The organism is Kroppenstedtia sanguinis, from assembly GCF_050433445.1.
Lineage (GTDB): Bacteria > Bacillota > Bacilli > Thermoactinomycetales > DSM-45169 > Kroppenstedtia > Kroppenstedtia sanguinis.
On record NZ_JBNPXF010000005.1, the window covers coordinates 1 to 23,092 of the forward strand.

The 23,092-nt window shown below is 53.3% G+C and carries 17 protein-coding genes, 1 tRNA gene and 3 pseudogenes; 16 read left to right on the forward strand and 5 right to left on the reverse strand.

The window, feature by feature from the left end:
* Nucleotides 1-255 precede the first annotated feature (255 nt).
* Nucleotides 256-1,830, forward strand: coding sequence for an acyl--CoA ligase family protein (locus JOD24_RS04205; RefSeq protein ID WP_429246399.1), 1,575 nt, complete (start codon nt 256-258; stop codon nt 1,828-1,830).
* 34 nt (nt 1,831-1,864) lie between these two features.
* On the opposite strand, the gene selA is transcribed toward JOD24_RS04205, so the two are convergent.
* The 3 genes from selA to selD form a co-directional block, all read right to left on the reverse strand.
* Entirely contained in the window at nt 1,865-3,271 is a 1,407-nt protein-coding gene (gene selA, locus JOD24_RS04210) for an L-seryl-tRNA(Sec) selenium transferase (RefSeq protein ID WP_429246400.1), read from the reverse strand.
* A 258-nt stretch (nt 3,272-3,529) separates the two neighbouring features.
* Nucleotides 3,530-3,736, reverse strand: coding sequence for a hypothetical protein (locus tag JOD24_RS04215; RefSeq protein WP_429246401.1), 207 nt, complete (start codon nt 3,734-3,736; stop codon nt 3,530-3,532).
* 210 nt (nt 3,737-3,946) lie between these two features.
* Nucleotides 3,947-4,999: a selenide, water dikinase SelD gene (gene selD, locus JOD24_RS04220; RefSeq protein WP_429246402.1), complete on the reverse strand. Its 1,053-nt coding sequence runs from the start codon at nt 4,997-4,999 to the stop codon at nt 3,947-3,949.
* A 750-nt stretch (nt 5,000-5,749) separates the two neighbouring features.
* Between selD and JOD24_RS04225 the strand changes: the two genes are divergently transcribed.
* The 6 genes from JOD24_RS04225 to JOD24_RS04250 all read left to right on the forward strand — a co-directional run bounded on the left by JOD24_RS04225 (nt 5,750) and on the right by JOD24_RS04250 (nt 12,451).
* Nucleotides 5,750-6,913 (forward strand): cysteine desulfurase family protein, encoded by a 1,164-nt coding sequence (locus JOD24_RS04225; protein ID WP_380165927.1) that lies wholly within the window; start codon nt 5,750-5,752, stop codon nt 6,911-6,913.
* A complete protein-coding gene (gene thiI, locus JOD24_RS04230) occupies nt 6,910-8,106 on the forward strand; it encodes a tRNA uracil 4-sulfurtransferase ThiI (protein ID WP_380165929.1) in 1,197 nt (398 codons plus the stop codon). The genes JOD24_RS04225 and thiI overlap by 4 nt, the downstream gene beginning before the upstream one ends.
* Nucleotides 8,107-8,178: 72 nt before the next feature.
* Complete coding sequence (locus JOD24_RS04235; RefSeq protein ID WP_429246403.1) at nt 8,179-9,828, forward strand: M20/M25/M40 family metallo-hydrolase; 1,650 nt, start codon at nt 8,179-8,181, stop codon at nt 9,826-9,828.
* A gap of 118 nt (nt 9,829-9,946) precedes the next feature.
* The gene (locus JOD24_RS04240) at nt 9,947-10,615 is read left to right on the forward strand and encodes a TerC family protein (RefSeq protein WP_429246404.1); all 669 of its coding nucleotides are present in this window, start codon (nt 9,947-9,949) and stop codon (nt 10,613-10,615) included.
* A gap of 127 nt (nt 10,616-10,742) precedes the next feature.
* Nucleotides 10,743-11,336 (forward strand): YkoP family protein, encoded by a 594-nt coding sequence (locus JOD24_RS04245; protein ID WP_429246405.1) that lies wholly within the window; start codon nt 10,743-10,745, stop codon nt 11,334-11,336.
* Nucleotides 11,336-12,451, forward strand: coding sequence for an MGDG synthase family glycosyltransferase (locus tag JOD24_RS04250; protein WP_380165937.1), 1,116 nt, complete (start codon nt 11,336-11,338; stop codon nt 12,449-12,451). The genes JOD24_RS04245 and JOD24_RS04250 overlap by 1 nt, the downstream gene beginning before the upstream one ends.
* Nucleotides 12,452-12,490: 39 nt before the next feature.
* Here JOD24_RS04250 and JOD24_RS04255 read toward each other — a convergent pair whose 3' ends face one another.
* Entirely contained in the window at nt 12,491-13,300 is an 810-nt protein-coding gene (locus JOD24_RS04255) for a metallophosphoesterase (RefSeq protein WP_380165939.1), read from the reverse strand.
* A gap of 110 nt (nt 13,301-13,410) precedes the next feature.
* Nucleotides 13,411-13,485, reverse strand: a tRNA-Gln gene (locus JOD24_RS04260).
* Between the two features lie 255 nt (nt 13,486-13,740).
* Here JOD24_RS04260 and JOD24_RS04265 point away from each other — a divergent pair.
* The 9 genes and pseudogenes from JOD24_RS04265 (at nt 13,741) to JOD24_RS04305 (ending at nt 23,023) form a co-directional block, all read left to right on the forward strand.
* Nucleotides 13,741-14,019 carry a hypothetical protein gene (locus tag JOD24_RS04265; RefSeq protein WP_009709291.1) on the forward strand — a complete coding sequence of 93 codons (279 nt, stop codon included), beginning with the start codon at nt 13,741-13,743 and terminating at the stop codon, nt 14,017-14,019.
* 127 nt (nt 14,020-14,146) lie between these two features.
* Nucleotides 14,147-14,686 carry a helix-turn-helix domain-containing protein gene (locus JOD24_RS04270; RefSeq protein ID WP_040387276.1) on the forward strand — a complete coding sequence of 180 codons (540 nt, stop codon included), beginning with the start codon at nt 14,147-14,149 and terminating at the stop codon, nt 14,684-14,686.
* 226 nt (nt 14,687-14,912) lie between these two features.
* Nucleotides 14,913-15,452 carry a helix-turn-helix domain-containing protein gene (locus JOD24_RS04275; RefSeq protein ID WP_429246406.1) on the forward strand — a complete coding sequence of 180 codons (540 nt, stop codon included), beginning with the start codon at nt 14,913-14,915 and terminating at the stop codon, nt 15,450-15,452.
* Nucleotides 15,453-15,477: 25 nt separating this feature from the next.
* On the forward strand, nt 15,478-17,523 hold the full coding sequence (locus JOD24_RS04280) for a hydantoinase/oxoprolinase family protein (protein WP_380165941.1): 2,046 nt from the start codon (nt 15,478-15,480) through the stop codon (nt 17,521-17,523).
* A gap of 1 nt (nt 17,524) precedes the next feature.
* A pseudogene (locus tag JOD24_RS04285) lies at nt 17,525-19,264 on the forward strand (hydantoinase B/oxoprolinase family protein).
* Nucleotides 19,264-19,593 (forward strand): cupin domain-containing protein, encoded by a 330-nt coding sequence (locus JOD24_RS04290; protein ID WP_076526473.1) that lies wholly within the window; start codon nt 19,264-19,266, stop codon nt 19,591-19,593. Before JOD24_RS04285 ends, JOD24_RS04290 begins: the two are co-directional and overlap by 1 nt.
* A gap of 27 nt (nt 19,594-19,620) precedes the next feature.
* Nucleotides 19,621-20,967, forward strand: a complete 1,347-nt coding sequence (locus tag JOD24_RS04295) for a purine-cytosine permease family protein (RefSeq protein WP_380165943.1) — start codon at nt 19,621-19,623, stop codon at nt 20,965-20,967.
* Between the two features lie 326 nt (nt 20,968-21,293).
* Nucleotides 21,294-21,953 (forward strand): annotated as a pseudogene (locus tag JOD24_RS04300) (helix-turn-helix transcriptional regulator); the annotation flags it as partial.
* A 39-nt stretch (nt 21,954-21,992) separates the two neighbouring features.
* Nucleotides 21,993-23,023 (forward strand): annotated as a pseudogene (locus JOD24_RS04305) (FecCD family ABC transporter permease).
* Nucleotides 23,024-23,092 lie beyond the last annotated feature (69 nt).

The window sequence follows — 23,092 nt, forward strand, 5'->3', positions numbered from 1 at the left end:
TAGGATGGCTACCTTTATTCCAGGGCTTCAGCCCATCGAGATTGTAGTGCCTGTGGCGCAAAGGTCGCTTTGGCAGCACACGACTCCCTTCCGCTACCCATTTTCTGGTTATCAACAGCCCTGAAAAATATGATATAAAATGAATATTTATTTGATTAAAGCAATGAATTTATGTATGATAACGGAAACAGATCATTTTATTGTGCGTTATGTGAGCGCTTTCATTCTTCCTTTGTTTAGAAAGGGTGGGATCTCATGAATGCAGTTTATCGCCAGTTGTTGACCCCTTTGAGCTTTTTGCAGCGATCGCAGCTGATGTTTTCAGAGAAGACCGCTGTGGTTCATGGCGAGCGTCGGTACACTTACCAGGAATTCGCCAGAAGAATTTATCAGTTCGCTTCTCGCCTCCAGAGAGAAGGCCTGAAAAAAGGTGATCGAGTCGCTTTTTTGACACCCAATATTCCAGCATTGCTGGAAGCTCACTATGCTGTCCCGGCTGCTGGTGGTATTCTGGTCCCTATCAACACTCGCCTTCAGAAAGGGGAGGTGGATTTTATCCTGCGGCATTCCGGTGCCTCCTGGCTGTTTGTAGATGCGGAGTTACTTCCTCTCATCTCGTCTTTGCAGATGGAGGATGTGAAAGTAATTCAGATCGACGACACCGGGGAGGCAGAGGATCCTTATGAACAGTTTCTGGCGGGCGGTCTTCCCGAACCTGTAGAAAGTGAGTTGGAGCATGAGGAAGAGACGATCTCTATCAACTACACCTCAGGGACGACAGGAGATCCCAAGGGGGTGATGTATACCTATCGCGGAGTCTATCTCAATGCTCTCGGAGAAGTGATTGAAACGGGCCTGAATGACCGAAGTGTCTATCTGTGGACCTTGCCGATGTTTCATTGCAACGGATGGTGCTTTACCTGGGCGGTGACAGCTGTAGGCGGGACCCATGTCTGTTTGCGTCAACTGGATGCGGACCGAATTTGGGATCTCTTTGAAAGGGAAGGGATCACTCATTATAATGGGGCACCTACGGTTCAGGGGATGTTGGTGAATCACCCGAAAGCTCGACCTATGGAACGGGCTGTGACGGCTACCGTAGCCGGAGCACCGCCGTCTCCCACTCTGTTGAGGCAAATGAAGGAACTGAATATTCACCCCATTCATGTTTACGGTCTGACAGAGACTTACGGCCCCCATACGATTTGCAGGTGGCAGTCCCATTGGAATATCTTGCCTGTGGATGAGCAGGGGCGGCGGATGTCCCGACAGGGACAGGCTTATGTCACGGGGAAAGGGGTTCGAGTGGTGGATCATGAAATGCAGGATGTGCCACAAGACGGTCAAACCATTGGGGAAGTGGTGATGCAGGGAAACCTGGTGGCCAAGGGCTACTACAACAATCCAGAAGCCACGGAAAAGGCCTTTGCTGGCGGTTGGTTCCATTCCGGGGATCTAGGTGTCTGGTATCCTGACGGATCGATTGAATTGAAAGACCGGTCTAAGGATGTGATCATCTCCGGAGGGGAAAATATCTCTTCTATCGAAGTGGAACATGTCATCGCCCAGCACCCGGCGGTCTCAGAGGTCGCGGTAGTGGCCATCCCCCATGAAAAATGGGGGGAACGTCCGAAAGCTTTTGTCTCCCTGAAACGGGGAGAAGAAGTGACGGCACGGGAACTGATCCAATTCTGCCGCGACCGACTGGCTCATTTCAAATGCCCAGATCAGGTGAAATTCGGCGAACTGCCGAAGACATCTACGGGAAAAGTACAAAAATTTGTATTACGGGAAAGGGAATGGGCCCAGCAGGTGAATCGCATCCATTGAATTGCAAAAAGGATCTCCACACATGGAGATCCTTTTATATTTGCAGGGCATAGCGAAAGCTGGCGGCCACCTGGGGAAAATCGTCTATTTCCAGAGTGCGGGGGTCGAGGAAGAGTCGGTCTTGGGAGACCCGTCCCACCACGGGCACCGGTGCCTGCCGCAGGCGGTACTCCAGTTGGGTGAGGGAGATTTGCCGGGGAGCGATGGCGACACAGTGAGTGGGAAGCTCCACCCCAGGCATGGAGCCGCCACCTACCTCGGAACGGGCGGGCACGATTTCGATTTGAAGGGCCTCCCCGACTGTGTCCTGGATCCTTCCGGACAGCTGTTCCGCCGCGGACTGCAGTTCTCCTTCATCCTTCAGAATCTGACGCAGGGTGGGGATCTCCCGTACCGCTTCCTCGGGATTGAGATAGTGGCGCAGAGTGGCTTCCAAAGCGGCCAAGGTGAATTTATCGACGCGGAGGGAGCGGGTCAGTTGGTTTTTCTTCAATCGATCGATCCAGCTTTTTTTACCAACGATGATCCCAGCTTGGGGACCGCCTAACAGCTTATCCCCGCTGAAGCTGAGGAGGTCGGCCCCGGCTTCCAGACACTCCTGGATCGTGGGCTCATTTCCGATGCCGCGGGTTTTTAAGTCATAGAGAACCCCGCTGCCCAGGTCTTCAAAGAAAGGGATGTTCCGCTTCTGGGCCAGCGTCGCCAGCTGTTGCCGGGAGGCTTCCTCGGTGAAGCCGAGGATCCGGAAGTTGCTAGTGTGTACTTTCATCAGCATTCCCGTCTCATCGGTAAGGGCTTGTTCGTAATCCTGAATCCGGGTTTTGTTGGTGGTGCCCACCTCTACCAATCGGCCGCCACTTTCCCGCATAATCTCAGATACCCGGAAGGAGCCGCCGATCTCGACTAGCTGCCCCCGGGAGACGATCACTTCTTTTCCCTTGGCTAAGACCTGTAGTACGTGGAAGACAGCGGCGGCGTTGTTGTTGACCACCAAGGCGGCTTCCGCCCCGGTGAGACGACGGAGGAGATCCTCCACGTGGTCATAACGGGAGCCCCGGACTCCTTCCTCTAACCGGAATTCCAGGTTGCTGGCGGATCGGGCTACTCGCTGGATCGCCTCCGTCGCCGCCTCGCTCAGCACGGCCCGGCCCAGGTTGGTATGGAGAACCACGCCGGTTCCATTGAGAACTGGGCGGAGTCGAGGCTCCGTCAAGCGATGGAGGGAGTCCACGGCCTGGGCGGCCAGTTCAGCCATAGACGGGCCCTGAATTGTTTCATTCTCCAGGATCACCCGCCTGTTCATGGCGATCGCATCCCCCACCGCCTGGGTCACCCATTCTCGGGGCAGACGCTCCAGCCACGGAGCCAGCTCCTCTCGCTTCAGCAGTTCATGAACCGCCGGTAACCGGCGTAAGGCTTCTCGTTGTTGTTGGGTCGGCATCGGGTTCAACCTCTCGGTGCAGTGTTATTTCCATCATAGATGATGGATTCCGCAAATAAAAACCGTTATAGAAATGATTGACTGCTGATTTCAATGCATCCTATGCAACGATACGATATTGGCCTGGTGGTAGTGGCTGTGATCAGCCGTGTGCCAGATCCCCCGATGTAGGGTGGACTTCTTCTACGCGAAACTATCGTTGTACTTAATCGTAAGGTTCAAGAAGATCCTTCAACGGAACACCTGAAACAGCGGGAATTATCCATTGGAGTCCAGCTTGGTTCCATACACATCCTTCAACTCTTCGGGAACAGGTTCCCCTTTGATCCGATATACATAGTGGAGATCAACTACTGCCAGGTGACAGATCAATTGGCCCACACCGTGTAAGTTTCCGTCAGGACCTTCCCGGATAACCCCGTCTACGATGGAGAAAAGGCTTCTACGTATCTTTTTCAGTTGCATGAAGAAGTTCAATCACCGGATCCAGATCCGAATCGGGTTTTAGATCATGTAACAAATTCTATTTTCCTCCTGACTAGATGGAATCTTGATCCTACCCACTTCTTTTTCGCATCAAAATCTTCCTTCTCATTCATCGGATCCCTACCGAGGAACTGATTGTCCACAAAGGTGAAGCCCCCGGCCAGCGACGGCGGGGGCTTCACCTTTGCCTCAGTATACGCGGATCTTGCCGGGGTGTTCCTTAGTGACGCGGCCGATGATACGGGCATCGTTTACGCCGTTGCGGTGGAGGGCGGCCAGGGCTTCCTTGGCCTGTTCCTCCGGAAGGGCGGCGAGGAGGCCGCCGGAGGTGACCGCGTCGCACAGGATGGTGTGCAGGGTGTCACTCACCGTCTCCTCGAGCCGCAGGACATCCTCCAGATGGCGAGTGTTGGCCCGAGTACCACCGGGGACGATCCCCTGTTGGGCCAGTTCGTCAGTGCGAGGGAGGATAGGGACAGCCTCCGCCTCGATCTCAAAGCCGACACACCCGGCCCGACTCATCTCCGAAGCATGTCCCAAGAGGCCGAAGCCGGTCACGTCGGTGCAGGCCTGAACAGCATAGCCGGATAGAGTTTCTGCAGCTGTCCGATTCAGGGTGGCCATCACCTGAGTCACCCGTTGGATCTCTTCCTCGGTGACCTGATTGCGTTTGATTCCGGTGGTGTGGATCCCAACGCCGATAGGCTTGGTCAGGAGGAGTTGATCACCGGGGCGAGCGCCGCCCTTACGCCAGATCCGGTCCGGATGAACCTTTCCGGTGACGGACAGACCGAACTTGGGCTCCGGGTCATCGATGGAATGCCCACCGATGATCGCGGCCCCAGACTCCTTCACTTTGTCGGAGGCTCCCCGCAGGATATCCGCCAGGAGGGAGGAATCTAGCTGGGAAAGGGAGAATCCCACGATGTTCAGGGCCGTGATCGGTCGTGCCCCCATGGCATAGACATCGCTTAAGCTGTTGGCAGCGGCGATCTGTCCGAAGGCGTAGGGGTCGTCCACGACAGGAGTGAAGAAATCCACCGTCTGCACCAGAGCCGTCTCCTCATCGATCTGGATTACACCGGCATCATCGGGCTCCGACAGTCCCACCAGTACTTCCGGTTGTTCCTGGTCACGGGGTAAATGACGCAGAACCTGCGCCAGGTCCGAAGGACCGATTTTGCAGCCTCAACCCGCTTTGGCCGAAAGTTGGGTCAAGCGGATCTCATCCCGATCTTTCATGCTCTCACCTCCGGGACAACATTTCCGTTTATTATACCCCAGTGGCGGAGGAAGAAGGAAGACGGATAGATTATCCGATATAATCAAGGCGGAAAATGTTGCAACGCCAGACATCTCAGGAAAAAGAGGGGCAAATGATCATGGCCACGATCAAAGGTGTGGCCAAACTGGCGGGGGTTCCCCTTCCATGACTACGGTTAGCGACTGGATCAGTGAGCGGAGCAAAGAAGGGGGATGAACGAGGTGCCACAGGCATGTTGATTCGCTTATTTTAGGTAGGAAATCAGGTCGGGCTGGTGGGAGGGTGAAGAGCCTTTGCGCTCTTTGCAAGAGATCGTAGCCGTCCCACCAGCCCCCTCCTCTCATACGATGGGGGCAAGGGGAAGAACGAAAGGATCGTTTCGTTCCCCTCATCCACTTTATAGTTAATCAGAAATTCCGCCCGGGAAAAGAAATCCTGCTCCCTGCGGAACTGATAGGGGGCCAATCTTCTCAGCGCTGACAGGAGGGAGCCGGGTGAACAGAAAAAGCGAACAGCAGGGAAGCTGCTCTGACACAGATCGAGGCTTTTTGCAATCGAGTGCAGGCAAGGTGAAAAACCGGTTTTCTCCTTGGAGACAACCGGTTTTTTGTTGGGGTCATTGTGGGTATACTTCGAAGATAGTGTGTCGGATGGTTTCTTTATATGACAAGGACCCTATGATATGATGAGGGTCGGAATCTCAATCGTGTGATCAAAGGATGAACGATATGGTATATCTGGATAACAGTGCAACGACACAGCCAGACCCGGAGGTGATCCGGGTGGTGGCCGACGTGATGAAGAATGTATATGGAAATCCCTCCTCCCTGCATGGGTGGGGGGGAAAAGCGGAGAGGCTTCTCAAGCAGTCGAGGGAGGCCACAGCCCGGCTTCTGGGGGTTTCCCCCGGAAGCCTGGTCTTTACTTCGGGAGGAACGGAAGCCAACAACATGGCCATCAAAGGAGTGGCCTGGCAACATCGCAACCGGGGGCGGCATTTGATCACCACCCAAGTGGAACACGCTGCCGTCCTAGAAGTCTGCCATCAGCTGGAGATGTCGGGATGGAAGGTGACCCGGCTTCCAGTGGATGAATCGGGAGGGGTCCGACCGCAAGATGTGGAAGCGGCCATGACAGAGGAGACGGTGTTGGTCTCCGTCATGCATACGAACAATGAGGTGGGAACGATCCAACCGATCCCGGAAATCGGCCGGATCGTCAGCCGGTATCCGAAGGCCTTTTTTCATGTGGATGCAGTTCAAGCCTTTGGAAAATGCGAATTGCGACCCCAGGAGTGGGGCGTGGATCTGATGAGCTTCTCCGGCCATAAGTTCCATGGCCCCAAGGGTGTGGGCGCTCTTTACATTCGAAAGGGAGTCACCCTCACTCCACTGTTGACGGGAGGCGGACAGGAGGAGGGGTTTCGGTCCGGAACGCAAAATGTTCCCGGTATTGTCGGGTTTGCCAAAGCAGCCATCCTGGCCGAGGAGAGACGCAGGGAAGCAGTCTCCCGCTGGCTTCGTTGGAAGAGAGAAATGGTTGAAGCGCTGACCTCTTCTCTCGACGATCTGAGGATTCATGGGGATGTTTCGGCGGAGGGAGGAGCTCCACACATTCTCAGCCTCTCCTTTCCGGGGTTGAAATCGGAAGTGATTGTCCATGCCTTGGAAGAAAAGGGTGTCTATGTTTCCAGCAAATCGGCCTGTTCTTCCAAGGGTGAAAAGCCCAGTTCCGTATTAAAGGCGATGGGAGTCAGCGACGAGGTGGCATTGGGTGCGATCCGGATCAGTATGGGGTGGACCACCACCCAAAAAGAGATCCATCAATGCATCGAAGCTCTCACTGAGGTGATTCCGAGATTGAAGCTTGTGATGAAAGGGATGTCTAAATGAGCGATCTGATTCTGATCCGTTATGGGGAATTGGCTTTGAAAGGAAAGAACCGCAACCAATTTGAAAATCGGTTGCTCCAGAATATCCGGGAAAAATTAAGTTCTTTTTCCGGGGTTCAGGTGAAAAAGACCTTTGGTCGCATGTTTGTCGAATTGAATGGGCAACCGATGGATCCGGTGGTAGAAGAGCTACGGGAAGTGTTCGGGGTGGTTGGCATCTCCCCTGCAACTCGAGTGGAATCCGACCTAGATCAGATCCAGGCGGCAGCACTGGAGTTGGTGCAGGGATTGGATCCCCGTCCTCGTACTTTCAAAGTGATCGCCAAACGGGCTTGGAAGGAGTTTTCCCACACTTCCCAGGAGATCAATCATCTGTTGGGGAGCCATATCTTAAAAAACACTGAGGGAATTCAAGTAGATGTCCATCAGCCAGAACTGTCCTTGCGAGTGGAAGTGCGGCGGGAGGGAACCTATCTTTACGGACGGGATCTCTCGGGTCCAGGGGGACTTCCCGTGGGCAGTAGCGGTCGGGTGATGTTGATGTTGTCCGGGGGGATCGATAGTCCGGTAGCGGCCTATTATGTGCTGAAACGGGGGGCAGCCCTGGAAGCAGTCCATTTTCATAGCTATCCCTTCACCAGTGAACGAGCCCGGAAAAAAGTGGAGGATCTAGCGCAGATCCTGACTCGATATGCGGGCAAGATCCATCTGCATGTTGTGCCCTTCACTGAGATTCAGACACAGATTCGGGAGAAGTGTCCTTCTGCCTATATGATCACGATCATGCGCAGGTTTATGGTTCGCATCTCCGAGGAGCTGGCCCGGAGCAATCAAGCCCTCGCCCTAGTGACCGGGGAAAGTCTGGGGCAGGTGGCCAGCCAGACTCTGGAGAGTATGAACGTCATTAATGATGTGACCCGGATGCCGATTCTCCGTCCGCTGGTCGGGATGGACAAACAGGAGATCATGCAGGTTTCCCGGAAGATCGGCACTTATGAAACATCGATCCTCCCTTATGAGGATTGTTGCACGGTGTTTCAACCTAAGTACCCGGTTACCCGTCCCGGAGTGGAGCGTTCCCGGGCCTTGGAGGCCAGCTTGGATGTGGAAAGGCTGGTTCAGGATGCGGTGGCAGCGACTGAATGTGTCACCTTGAAACGGGAGACCACTCAAGAAGAGTTTTCTTATTTCTGATGGTACCCACCCTGTAAGGGGTGGGTGTCGAATCTGTTTTCTGAATTATTCACCAATAGGGAGGAGAGCGGAATGAATTGGAAAGAGAGCGTATTGGAATTGACCCAAGACCTGGTACGCCACCCTAGCATCAACGGAACGATTGGAGAGCGGGATATCGCATATCGCATCTATGATTACTTTAGTGAACTTCCCTATTTTCGCGAACATCCGGAACATCTTCGGATGGTGAAGACCCATCGGGATGAACGAGAGCGATACAATGTGTTTGCTCTGGTAAAAGGGGGAAATGCGTCTTTTACTGAAACGGTGATTTTGATGGGCCATATGGACACCGTGGGGGTGGAGGATTACGGAAAGTGGAAACGGCTTGCCTTCTCCTCTGATGAATTGATGGAGAAATGGAAAAAGTCCAAAATCCCTAAAGAGGTCCAACAGAATCTACAAAGTGGCGATTGGGCCTGTGGGCGGGGCTCTGTGGACATGAAGTCCGGGGTAGCCGCCCATATGGTGCTGACCCGTTATTTTGCTGAGCATCCGGAAGAATTGCAGGGGAATGTCCTGTTTCTCTCCGAATGTGACGAAGAAGATAACTCCCAGGGAATCTTGTCTGCCCTCTCCGATCTTTTTCAGCTAGCGGAGGAGGAGAATCTTTCCTACATCGCTGCCATCAATGGGGATTACACTTCCCCCCGCTTTGCAGGGGATCCCCATCGTTATGTCTATCTGGGAACCGTGGGCAAGCTGTTGCCGGCGTTTTTTATCGCGGGCAAGGAAACTCACGTGGGGCAGGCCTTCGAGGGATTTGACCCCAATCTGGTAGCCGCAGAGCTGACCCGGCATCTGGACTACAATCCGGATTTTTGTGATGAGATGTACGGGGAAATCACGCTACCGCCGGTTTCCCTGAAACAGACGGATCTCAAATCTCGATACGATGTGCAAACTCCGATTTCCGCTTTGGTTTATTACAATTTTTTTGTCCACAGCATGTCTCCTAAAGAGGTGTTGGAAAAGCTGAAAGAAGTGGCGAGGGAAGCAGTGGATGCCGCCTGGAAACGATATCAAGCCCGCTATCTCCGTTATAGTCAACGCACAGGGGAACCCCTTCGCTCCTTGGAGTGGAAACCACGGGTGTTTACTTATGAGGAGTTGTACGATCAGTGCAGTGCTCGATACGGAAGTGAGTTTGAGGAGAGTATGCGGGTTTTTGTCATGAATCTTCTCAACGAAGAGGAACTGGACCTGCGGGATTATTGTCGCAGGATGGTGGAGGAGTGTTGGTCTTGGGAGGAGGAAAAAAGTCCAGCGGTGATCCTTTTTTATGCCTCCATCTATATGCCGCGGATTGTCTTGAATGAAAAGGAGAGTCGGGATCGACGATTGATCCAGGCTGTGCGGAGGGCGGTGCAACAAATCCAGCCTCGATGTGAACATCCGATTCAGGTTCGCAACTTTTTCCCCTATATCTCCGATATGAGTTTTGTAGCGATCAGTGACGACCGGGAAGGAATCACTTCCCTGGAAAAAAACATGCCTGCATGGGGTACCAAACACCGGATGGATGTTGATACCATCCAGGCGCTGGATGTGTCGGCGGTCAATATCGGTCCCTATGGGATGGATGCACATAAACAATGGGAACGAGTGGAAATTCCCTATTCCATGGAGATCGTCCCCAACCTGAGTTACCAGGTGATCCGAAACTTGTTGAGTTCCTAAGGACCTGTATTTGGATTGAGGTAAGTTTTCTCTTTTCACCTCTCCAATGTATTTTAATGGTGTTTAAGCGATAGGATGAGGGTATAGGAATGGACAAGGGAAGGTTGGGTTGGAAGCAATGGATGCACACTTATGGATCGGATTCTTCAACATCATCATTCTCGATCTGGTTTTGAGTGGGGACAATGCGGTGGTTATTGGGATGGCAGCACGCAGGTTGCCCGATAAACAGCGGAAGCAGGCGATTATTTATGGAACCGGCGCTGCTGTCGTTCTCCGGATTGCCCTTACGCTGATTGCAGTATGGTTGTTGAAGATTCCCCTGTTAAAAACTGTCGGGGGTCTGCTGCTCCTCTGGATCGCCCTCAAATTGTTGGCGGATGAAGGAGGGGAGGCGGATATGAACATGGGTCACGGATTAAAATCTGCCATCAAAACCATCATCGTTGCGGATGTGGTGATGAGCCTGGATAATGTGCTGGCCGTGGCCGGTGCTTCGCATGGAAATTTTTGGCTGGTCTTGTTCGGCTTGGCCCTCAGTATTCCCATTCTGATGTGGGGGAGCAAACTGGTCGCTTCCATCATCAACCGTCTCCCTTGGTTGGTTTATGTAGGAGCGGGGATTCTGGCCTACACAGGGGGACAATTGATCGTGGAGGATCCCATTGTCCACGATCATCTCATCCGACATGTGGAATTTCTATCCTGGTTGACGCCGGTGGCTCTGATCTTCCTCGTGTTGATCGTGGGACACCTTTGGAAGGAACATCGGTCGAACCCTTCCTGATGGAATATTTGCCAGAAGATAGGAAGAAAAAAGCCTGCCAAGGACGATGACGGCGGGCTTTATGGTTGTATGGTCGGCCCTTGATTGACAAATAATATCCATGTTTACGAAAGAAAGGAGGGGGCCGATGATTCCCAGGGTCTTTCTTGTAGCATGGCAATGGATGGATAAAATATATTATGGAGTGACTCGTCTACAGTATGTGGATCGCACTCATCACAATTTGTTCCGGGTCGTGGTGAAGCCGTATCGAGGGGAAGTACTGATGACAAGGGATGGAGTTCAATTAAAGAAAGGAGATTGGTATGCAAAACTCCATCTCCATAATTTCCGCATTGCTCAGTTGCTGCTGGAGACCCGCCGCCACCAGGGAAAAAGGTCGGAGATCGGTATCGAGCTACTTATCCTGCGCCAGATCCGAAGCTCATTTCCCGCTCTAGCAGAATTTCTGGAAAATCATCCTAGAGGTAATCAGATTCAGGTGTTGCTGGGTACTACATTTTTACATTCGGGTTCGGAGCACTTAGGCTTTGCTACCCGGGAAATCCCGGGCATCATCCGGATGCGGTTGAAGTCCTTCTTTCTGAAATGGATTTTGGTCAGTTGCCATCCTCAGGGATGGAGGAGACTCAGAAATTATAAACATCCTCTGATCCCTAAACGGGTGTTTATTTCACGGGAAGAATTCAACCGACGATATCATTCGGCGGGGATGAAATAATGGAGAAAAGAATACTGGTGTTCACAGAGACGATCGGAGGTAGCGGACATTTTCAGGCGGCCCAGGCCATCCGCAAAGGATTGAACCGGGTGAATCGGGAAGTGAAAGTGGAAATTGTATGTGGACTCCCCTATTTCAATCGGCAACTGGAAGGAATGATTCGCAAAGTTTATTTGAGTACGCTTCATCATGCTCCCGGGTTGTGGGGAGCGGTCTATAGCAAAGAACGGGAATTTAGTGAAGCCTTCCGTACCTCCTTGGCACGGGTTTTGGCGGGGAAAATGGGTGAACTTTTGAACACTCGTCAGCCTCACGTGGTGATTGCAACCCATGCTTTTTGCCTCGGGGCTTTGGCGGAGGCGAAGGATCGGATGGGACGCCCTTTCCGATTGGGGGCAGCAATCACTGATTTTGACGTCAACGGGTTTTGGATTCATCCCGCAGTCGATTTTTACTTGGTCGCACATGAACGGGTTGCCGAAAAAATGATCCGGGAGTTTGGAGTGGAGGACCGACGGATTTACCGCACGGGAATTCCCATCTCTCCGGACTTTACAGAGCCCCTGGCATGTAAAGCCAATTTGCGGATGCAGATGGGGATCGATCCGAAGGCGTTTACGGTGTTGTTGATGGGTGGAGGAATGGGATTGGGTCCACTGGATCAGACGATCACTCAGTTTCGGCGGGATCTGCCCCAATCCCAGTTGGTGGTGGTGACGGGAAAAAACCGGGAGCTATATGACCGCCTGCAGGCCCGCTTCCACGGCGACAAGAAAGTTTATCTCTTCGGTTATGTGGATGGGATGCGGGATTGGATGGGAGCTTCCGATTTGATTGTGACTAAGCCGGGGGGAATGACCAGCTCAGAGGCGCTGGCTACAGGCCTGCCGATATTGATCTGCCAGCCTATACCTGGACAGGAAGAACGGAACAGCCGTTTTTTGATGCGGGAAAGAGTGGCACTCCGGCAAGACCATCCCCAGTCCATTCCCCGGCATATCCATCCCTTACTGCAAGACCCGGAGCGCTGGAGACAGATGGGAAAGCGCGCCAAGGCATTGGGGCGGCCCCGCTCTTCACTGGATGCCGCCCAAGTCATCCAGGATTATCTGTAACAAACTACCCCGTCCAAAAGTGGGACGGGGTTGAACATTTTAAAAACCACCGATACTGTGGAAAGTGATTTCAGGTCGAGAACGCAGACGCATGTTAAAGCCTGTCTGTCCCAAACCGTCACTGATATAGAAAGCACGCTTCTCATGATAATGCAGCCCGCTGATGATATTCTGGTTGGGAAGCTTGCCCATCCGCTTGAGATGATAAGGCTTGGGCCAGTTGATCTGGCCGCCGTGGAAGTGACCGGACAGGAGATAATCGAAGTGGTGATCCATCTCCAACACGATGTTTGGATCGTGGGTCAGAACGAGTTGAATCCCTTTGTCCACACCGAAAAAAGCTCGGTCCGGATCACTGTGTCCAGAGTAATGGTCATCAATTCCGATGATGTTCAAGGTGTCACCATCGATGGGAATTTGGATGTGTTCGTTTTTGAGGACGACGCACCCCCGTTTTTCCATCTCTTTTTGTAGAGTGGGCAGATGCTCGGCGATCAAATAATCATGATTACCGAAAACAGCAACCATGCCGTAGCGCGGGTTTAAGGTGTTTAGTGCGTCGATATATTGAAGAAACCGTTTCGTCATCGGTTGGGTATCCAGGTAATCTCCAGTCAGGGCGATCAGATCAATCGGCTCATCCTTCACTTCTTGCAGAAGGGATTCCGGAGAGATGGAGAGCTTTTCCATGTGCAGGTCAGACAGATGCAAGATCCGCAATTCGTCAAGGGGATGAGAAACTTGAAGTTTCACGCGCTTGACCAACGGCCGGAAAGTGTTCCAACGGGCAATAGCCCATATGATGAGAAACACGCCGATCAATGAGAGTAAAATCCATAAAAATATCAATATCCTCGCCACCTGTACACTTAGACGATTTACGTACACCACTTTACAGTATTTCAGGTGGAAAGTCGAGTGGCAAAACGCGGAAAATCCCCGGTGGTTTCCGGGGATGGTGGCTGGGGAGGCAGGAATCGAACCTGCGCATCACGGAGTCAAAGTCCGTTGCCTTACCGCTTGGCTACTCCCCATGAAAGTGTTTTTTTTAAAAAGGCGGGGAATCACCGGGACCGGTCCGAAAGATGTCTCCCCGATCGCTGTTGACACTCTTTAATCTGACACCCGGACGTGCCGATTATTCAGGATGGGGAAAACTTTTTTTGATGGGTTGAGGAAGGATCATCCCGGACCGGGTCGAACAAAATGTAGGGATAAATGGAATGGAAAACACCTGAGGCGAACTTACATAGGATGTTTGAGGAACACTGAAAAGGAGTCAAAGAGAAATGCTCAATGGAGTTCTGATCCTGCCCGCACTCTATCTGTTGATCGGAACCATCGTCTGGAAACGGTGGTTTGAACCTGAATTCTTTGAGATGATGGAAAGCGGGGAAGACCCGGGAATCCTGGAGTTGGCAAACCAGATCCGCTCTCTGGCGGAGCGTTACGGGGGAAATCTCATCTACCTCGCATTGGCGGGGGTTGCCATTTTCAGCTGGCCGATCTACGTGTATCAGGAATTGGGCTGCCGGTTTCGGAAAAGCAGGGAGAAAAGCGGGGATTGAGAAGATCAGGGGGAGATATTAATAGAGAAAATCTCTTTCCACTTGACAGTTTTTGATATTATCGAAATCATTAAATCGCAGGGTGATTTTTACGGCATATATGTAATTGGGGATGGGGGCAGTTTTTATGGAGGAGATTTACCAAGAGATTAAGCGTCTTCGACTTGAGCAGGGCTATACGCTCAAGGTACTGAGTGAACGGACCGGACTGTCGGTCAGTTTCCTCTCCCAGGTGGAGCGGGGAAGTTCATCCCTGGCCATTACATCGTTAAAGAAAATCGCGGATGCTCTCGGCGTACCGATTACCCGCTTTTTTGAAGCGGAGTTCAATCATAACTATCTTTTAAAAGCAGAAGAACAGAAGCCTTTCCGGCTGGAAGGCTCGTCTGCCGTCTATACGAGGCTGAACGGGGAATTCGGGGGACGTAGTCTGGAGCCGCTTCTTGTGACGCTTGCACCGAAGGAAAAGCAGGCGCGGGATTCCCATCCGGGAGAAGAATTCTATTACGTCCTGAAGGGAGCGGCCCTGTTTACGGTGGATGGAAAGGAATACTTCATGAGAGAAGGGGATACGATTCATTTTCCTTCCAATCTTCCGCACTCCTGGGAGAATCCCCTCAGCGAAGATTCATCATTCCTATGCGTCGTGACGCCGGTTATTTTCTGACCTGCGGGAGAAATAAGCAACAATGTGTTATAATTTGGCATCACCAGGCCGGTTCCGTGTTGAAGAGCGGAATCGGCCTGTATTTTCGTCTTGAAAGGACACTCCGAAAAAAGTTTGCTCCCCAAAAAACATTCTTTCAAAACGGAATGAATTATGGTAGTATCGAAAATAATCTAGTATAGATTCATTTTTGCGATTTATTGTATTCAATTACAGGAGAGAGTGTATGGAAGAAGTCTGCAATGAAATCAGACGTCTCCGGCAGTCACGTGGGTACACGCTTAAAGATTTGAGTGAACGCACCGAACTGTCAGTCAGTTTTCTGTCACAGGTTGAGCGGGGGACATCATCCCTGGCCATCACGTCGCTGAAGAAAATCGCCGACGCATTCGGGGTGCCGATCCGGCAGTTCTTCCTTGCGGAAAACAACTTCAACTACATGCTGAAAAAGGAAGAACAGAAACCGTTCCGGTTAGAAGGCTCGTCAGTCCTCTACACAAGGCTGAACGGCGAGTTTGACGGCAGGGGACTGGAACCGATGATGGTGACGTTGGCGCCGAAGATGAAGCAGAATCCGGATTCCCATCCGGGCGAGGAATTCTGCTACGTCCTGAAAGGAACCATACTCATCAAGGTGGGCGACAGCGAGTATGTGGTGCGCGAGGGGGATACGATCCATTTCCCTTCGACCGTTCCGCATGGCTGGGAGAATCTCCTTGACGAGGAAGCCGTGTTGCTGAGCATTGTCACACCGGCTGTATTCTGACTTTTACGATAAGGGGGAGGATCGGATGAGAGTAGCAACTGATATTGGTGGAACATTTACAGATCTTGTATATGTGGACGGAGAAGGGAATGTCGGAGTGGCCAAGAGCCCAACAACCCCTCCGAACTTTGAGCAGGGTGTCATCGACGTAATCGAAAAGAGTGGGGTAAACCCGAAGTCGATCCAGACGTTCATCCACGGGACGACAGTCATCATCAACGCACTGACGGAGCGAAAGGGCGTCAAGACCGGCCTGATCACCACCGCGGGCTTCCGCGATGTCCTGGAAATCGCACGTGGCAACCGGCCTGATCTGTTCAACCTCCGTTATAAGAAGCCTGAGCCCTTCGTCGAGCGCTACCTGCGCCAGGAAGTGACTGAGCGGATGAACCAGCTGGGCGAAGAGATCGTGCCGCTTGATGAGGATCGCATCAAAGTACTGGTCGATTATTTTAAGAAAGAAGGAGTCGATGCCATCGCGGTCGCCTATCTCCATGCCTACAAGAACCCGGCACACGAAATCCGCACGGTCGAGTTGATCAACGAGTTGTGGCCGGAAGCGGCTGTGACGGCATCGCATGAAGTGACGAAAGAATGGCGCGAGTATGAGCGGACCAACACAGCGGTCCTCAACTCTTATGTCAAGCCGATTGCGTCTTCGTACATCGACCGCCTCAACGGTCGCCTCAGTCAACTGGGAACGGGTGACCTTCGCTACATCATGCAGTCCAACGGGGGGACGACAACGTTTGAGCAAGCGAAAAAAAACCCGATTAACATGGTCGAGTCGGGTCCGGTCGCCGGCATCTACGGCGCGGCTTACTTGGGCGAAATCCTCGGAGAGGAGAACATCATCGCCTTCGACATCGGCGGAACGACTGCGAAATGCTCACTCATCGTGGAAGGCGAAGTGAAGGTCTCGACAGATTACTACATCGAGAAGGATGAGTACAACGCGGGCTACCCGATCAAGACTCCGGTCGTCGACATCGTCGAAATCGGGAACGGTGGCGGTTCCATCGCCTGGATCGATGAAGGCGGCGCGCTTAAAGTCGGCCCTCAGTCCGCAGGATCCGTGCCGGGTCCTGTCGCTTACGGTCAGGGCGGAACGGAGCCGACGACGACAGACGCCAACCTTCTGACAGGACGCCTGTCTCCGAAAAACTTTGACTACAACGTCGATATGGCCAAGGTCGAAGAAGCGATCAAGACGAAAGTGGCCGACCGGTTTGATATGAAGCCGGAGGATGGCGCACTGGGCATGATCCGGATCGCCAACTCGAACATGTTGAACGCATTGAAGCTCATCTCGGTTCGGAAAGGTTACGACCCGCGCGACTTTACGCTCGTCGCATTCGGCGGCGGCGGCTCGATGCACGCACCGGCGCTTGCCCGCGAACTCGGTGTCAGAAAAGTGGTCGTTCCGGTTGCGTCTCCGGTATTCTCTGCCTGGGGGATGCTCATGACGGACCTTCGGCATGACTACATCCAGACGTATATCGCCCGCGTGAACGGACTTGATCTCGATGGCTTCAACCAGGAATGGGATGAGCTTGCCCGGACGGCGGTTGCCCAGTTCGCGGAAGAGAACATCGAAAAGGACAATATCCGCTTTATGCGGTATGCAGACATGCGCTATGCGGGGCAGGAACACACCGTGAAGGTTCCTCTCGCATCCGGTCCGGTTACACCGGAATCGCTGACACAGCTCATCGCCGACTTTCACGAGCTCCACGAGAAGAACTACACGTTCAAGCTGGAAGAGGCAGAGATGGAAGTCGTCAATCTTCACCTCACGGCTTTCGGCTCGGTCGAGAAGCCTGCCCTGAAGAAGCTCCAGTTGAAAGGCGGTACGGCAACGGATGCGCTCAAGGAAAAGCGGCCTGTCTACTACGAGCAGGAAGGCTGGGTGGACACTGTCGTATACAACCGCGCGAAGCTTGAGCCGGGCATGGCGTTCAGCGGTCCGGCGGTCATTGAGGAACAGGCGGCGGTTACGGTCATCTACCCCGATCAGAAGGCGTCGATTGATGAATACGGGAACCTGATCATCGAAACGGAGGTGCGCTGAGATGAAAACAAGCAAGGGAGAATATACTGTAGATCCGTTCACACTCGAGATTGTCAAAGATTCACTGGTGGCGATCGGTGAGGAGATGTTCCACACTCTGGCCAGAACATCCATGAGCCCGGTCATCTATGAAGTGCTCGACTATGCGAGCGGCCTGACCGATGCGAAAGGCCAGCTGCTGACACAGGGCAACGGGGTCACCGGCTTCATCGGGATGCTGACGTTCATGGTTAAGGAAACCTTGAAGAAATTCGAGGGAGACCTTCAACCAGGGGACATCATCATCATCAATGACTCGTACGGGGGCGGGGGCTCCCACCTGTCCGATGTCGGGTTCGTCATGCCCATCTTCGCGGACGGTGAGCTGGTCGCATTCGCTGCGAACAAGGCGCACTGGACGGATGTCGGCGGCAAGGACCCGGGTTCCTTCAGCAATGACGCGACGGAGATTTACCAGGAAGGCCTGCAACTCCCATGCGTCAAGTTGTATGAGTGAGGGAGACTCAACCAGGCGGTTATCGACATGATCGAAGCGAACGTCCGCTTCCCGGATCTCTCCCTCGGTGACCTGTGGGCGCAGGTGGCGGCGATCCGCACCGGCGACAAGCGCGTTAGGGAATTGTGTGAGAAGAACGGTACCGAAACCGTGAAGACCGCCATCGAAAACTATCTCGACCACGGTGAACAGATGGCGCGAAAGGAGCTCGCGAAGCTGCCAAAGGGCGAATTCTTCGCGGAGGACTTCATCGACGACGACGGTTTCGGCAACGGACCGTTCAACGTCCGGGTCAAGGTGACTATTACCGACGACAAGTTCATCTGCGACTTCCGCGGAACCCACCCTCAGGTGCCGGGCCCTGTCAATGTCACGTACACTGGTCTCGTCTCGGCGGTCCGGACAGTCTTCCTGGCAATCACGAACCCGTCCCAGGACGTGAATGACGGCGTGTTTCGCCCGCTTGAGATCATCACGGATCCGGCGTCCATCCTGTCTGCGGAACGTCCGGCTCCGGTTTCGGTCTACTGGGAGTCGATGCAGGGCGGCGCGGATGTCGTCATGCAGGCGCTCGCTCCGTATCTTCCGGACCGGCTTCCCGCCGGACAGCTCCTGTCCGTATGTGCGGTGACGCTTGCCGGGAACCACCATGTGAACGGCGAACCGTTCCTGATCGTCGAGCCGTCCGCAGGCGGATGGGGCGCGGCACGCGGACAAGACGGTGCACGTGGCCAGTTCTGCATCGGCGACGGGGAAACGTACAACGTCCCGGTCGAGGTGGCGGAAACCCGCTACGGCGTCATGATCGACGAGTACAGCCTGAGGACTGACGGCATGGGTGCCGGAGAATACATCGGCGGGGCGGGGGTTATCCGCAGCTACCGTGCGATGACAGACGGCCAGACCGTTTCGGCGACATTCGGGCGGAACAAGTTTCATCCCTGGGGGCTTAACGGTGGTGAGAAAGGTTCTCCGAACGAATTCATCATCGAGAAGAAGGACGGCACGACGGACGGGCCCTTCGGTATGTATCCGCGCTATCCGCTGAATAAAGGTGATGTCGTGAAGCTCATGACAGCAACCGGCGGTGGCTACGGTGACCCGCTCAAGCGCCCCGCCGAGCAGGTCGCGCGCGATGTCAAGAACGGTTACATGACCGCCGGACATGCGGAAGAGAAATACGGAGTGAAGGTGAACCCGGAGACATACGAAGTCGAAGGCGTCACAGGAAAGAGGGAAGCATAATGGACGTATTGAAGCTCGCGGATCTGCAAGAGGAAGGCAACGAATCTTACTCCATGAAGACGGCATTCCAGGAAGCGGTGGGCGACTCCAGTGTGAAGGTCGGCCGCGTCGTCATCCGGGCAGGGGAAACAGTTCCACTTACAGGGGTTTCAAAGCATAGGGAGAACGAGTACTCCATCATTCTGAAAGGATCCCTCGTCACTGACATCGGCGACGAGAAGATCCGTGTCACTGCCGGGGATGCCACCTTCATCCCGAAAGGCGAGGAACATGTGGCGACAAACGATGGGGAAGAGGACTGTGAACTGGTCTTCGTCCTGGTGGGATAACACTTGAGAAAGTGATGGGATCGTGAGATGGAAGATACCAAACCGTTGAGCGGCGGCAAGGATGAAGCCCTTGCGGCCATCCCGGAAAATAAGCGGCAGCACTGGCTGACACCGGCCATGATATTTGGCGGCCTGGAGTTCACTATCCCGGTTCTCATGGTCGGTGCCACGCTCGCAGGATCATTCGGTTTGTCGGAACTCTTCTGGGTGCTTCTGATTTCGTTGTTTGTCATCCAGTGGATCGGAAACACCATTTCCGGATACATGGGGGCCAAAACCGGGCGTTCCTCGTCGGTGATCGCGCGGACGAGTTTTGGTGCGGCACAGGCGAGATTCATTGTCGGCCTGACCATTTTCGTCGTCTCCCTTGGTTGGTGGGCTCTGCAGACGGCGGTTACGGGGAATGCAATTTCAGCCATGTTAGGTATTGATTATGAAAACCAGTTCTGGCCATGGGCGATTGTAACCATTGTTGCGGGGCTGGCATTCGCGCTTCCTTCCATCATCGGCTACAACTCGATGAAATGGACGGACTATATTGCTGTGCCTGCTGGGTTGCTGCTCGTCGCAGGGGGGATCTACTATGCATTAAAGAACACAGGCTGGGATACAATCATGGACTGGAATCCGGAACCGCAGATAACATTCCTGGCGGCGCTATCCCTCGTCATTGGGATCAACGTCTCCCAGTGGGTCATCGCATCCGACTACACGCGGTATGCGAAGCCAAAAGTTAAGGATAACGTGCTCATTCCGCTCGGCATTATTGCAGTCGGCTTCCCTCTCTTCTATGTTGGTGCCATCATGTCTGTCGGCGTCGGTGACGCGGACATTGTCAATGTCATGATGAATTTGGGCTTCCCGGTGTGGGGCTTCCTTATCCTCTGGATCGCGACATGGACGAGCCAGCTCGTTAATAACTACAGCATGGGCCTCGCGCTCGCAAACCTGTGCAACGTCAACTCGAACCGGGGACGCGCGTTGCTGACACTGGGCGGGACCCTCCTGGCAATTGTCATCGCGCTTGCAGGCATCCTTGATTACTTCATGGACTTTTTATACATGACGGCGCTTGTCTATCCGGCTATCGCCGGTGTCATGATGGCGGACTTTTTCTTCATCCGCCGGCGTCAATGGAAAGACCTTCCGGGCTGGAACTGGATGGCGACCATTGGACTCGTGGTCGGAACGTTTGTCGGTTATCTGACGCAGTATGTGAATACACTTGGAATTCCAGCGGTTCAATCGCTGATTGCGTCGGGCATGGTGTACTTGGTTGCGATGCAGCTGAAGGCCAGGGTCAAACCGGATCACTTTACCGAGGATATAGGAAAAGAAGAAGCAGTCGCCTCGGAACAGGCAGAGACAGTATAAAGGAAAGATTCAACGGCTCTCTTCGGAGGGCCGTTTTTTGCTGTCATGACTCTGAAGAGGGTCTATAAAGAACTGCTTGACACAAAGGTCGTCGCGGTCATGGGTCGGCAACGATGGGGAAGAGGCGGCTATCGAAGCAGTATTCGTGTAATCAAGAATGTAAAAGCATCAACCAAAAGCACAAATCACCGGCTCCTCCCGGGACGGTGATTCTTTGATGATAATGGGAGTGATCACACAACGTTTCCAGGCTGTATTTAGCTGTCCGACAAGGATGTACTGTCATGTTATAATTTCACCAAATCATAAATAAAGGGTTGTTCGTGATGCCTAAATCCAAACGGCTGATGGAGCTGATGATGACTGTCAACCGAAAACGGCGCTTTAAGGTTCAGGAGCTTGCAGATGAATTCGGAGTCTCCAAGCGCACGATTCTGAGGGATTTGCGGGAACTGAGTGAACTGGGGGTGCCTCTCTACTCGGAAGTAGGGCCGCATGGTGGTTATCAGGTGATAAGGGAACGGGTGCTGCCTCCAATCGCATTCACGGAGGAAGAGGCCGTGGCGATGTTTTTTGCGGTGCACGCCCTGCGTCATTACTCTTCCCTGCCGTTTGAAGCGGAGTCCGCATCGGCGCTGAGAAAGTTCTATCTCCATATGTCCGGAGATGTCCGTGACCGAATTGATAGTATGAGGAATCGGATCGACTTCATTACACCAACAAGGCGGAGCGATGCCCCCTATCTGGTCATGCTCCTCGACGCCGCTATATACGGGAAAGTGCTTGCTGTCAAATATGAGTCAAAGGAGGGGGAGGTGAATCATCGCCGGATACAGCCGGTCTACATTTATGCTAAGGACGGTTTCTGGTATTGTAAGGCATACTGCTTTCTGCGCCAGGGATATCGGGTATTTCGGTGTGATCGGATCTATGAGGCGGCGTATGACACGTCAGGCACAGAGCCGCTTGAGTTGGGTGATGTCCACTCTTTCTTTATCTGATTTACAAAAAAGGGGGGTGAGAAGGTGTTCAGGGATTCGGCAGGCCGTTTTTGGTCGGTACTTGTGGGTCATGTGGGGGTGATCGGGGCCGCGATCTATCTCAGCCTGACCTATGGTGAGTTTGATATGTCAGCGATGGATGTTTTCCGAACTCTGTTGGGCATCGAGGCGGATCCGGCTCACCATTTGGTTCTTTTTGAATTCCGATTGCCCCGGATTGTAGCGGCGGCACTCGTCGGTTTCGGATTGGGAATCGGGGGTGCAGTGATTCAAGGGTTAACCCGTAACGATTTGGCTGATCCCGGTATTTTAGGGATTAATGCCGGGGCTGGCACCGCGATCGTGATGTTTATGTTCTTTATGGGGGGTTCGGCGGCTGAAAGCATTTGGTTATCGGCTCTGGGGATGCCGTTGTTCGGGTGGGTGGGATGGCAACCGCCTTGTTCATCTATTTCTTCTCCTGGCGAAATGGAGTGTTGGATCCTCAGCGCCTGATTTTAGTCGGAATCGCCGCAGGGTCAGGACTGGGAGCACTATCTCTTTATCTATCCCTGAAGTTGAATCCGCAGGATTTCGAGATGGCGACGGTGTGGCTTTTGGGCAGCATCTGGAATACCGATTGGAAATCGATCGCTTCGATGCTTCCATGGCTTCTCCTGTTTGTGCCAGCGATCTTGTACCGGTCACGGGTTATCGACTTGTTCCGACTCGGGGACGAGGCTGCCAAGGGGTTGGGGGTTTCCACAGAAACTGAAAAAAAGGTGCTCTTTTTGTTGAGTATCGGTATTATCAGCGCCTGTGTTTCCGTTTCGGGAAACATCGGATTTGTCGGACTGATCGCTCCACACATCGCCAAAGGGTTGGTGGGCCCGCGTCATCGTTATGTATTGCCTGTGTCCGGAGCTTTTGGAATGTTGCTGGTGACGATTTCCGACTGGATTGCCAAGGTGGTATTTTCCCCAGTGGAGCTCCCGGTGGGGGTGATTCTTTCCATCATCGGAGTTCCCTACTTTATCTATCTTTTGTTTTCCGCCCGTCGCAAGCTGGGGTCATAGCAATCGGGTGAAAAAATCGTCACAGGGGGGGTTCACTTGGAGCATTTTTGGCCCGTCAGAACTTTGGCG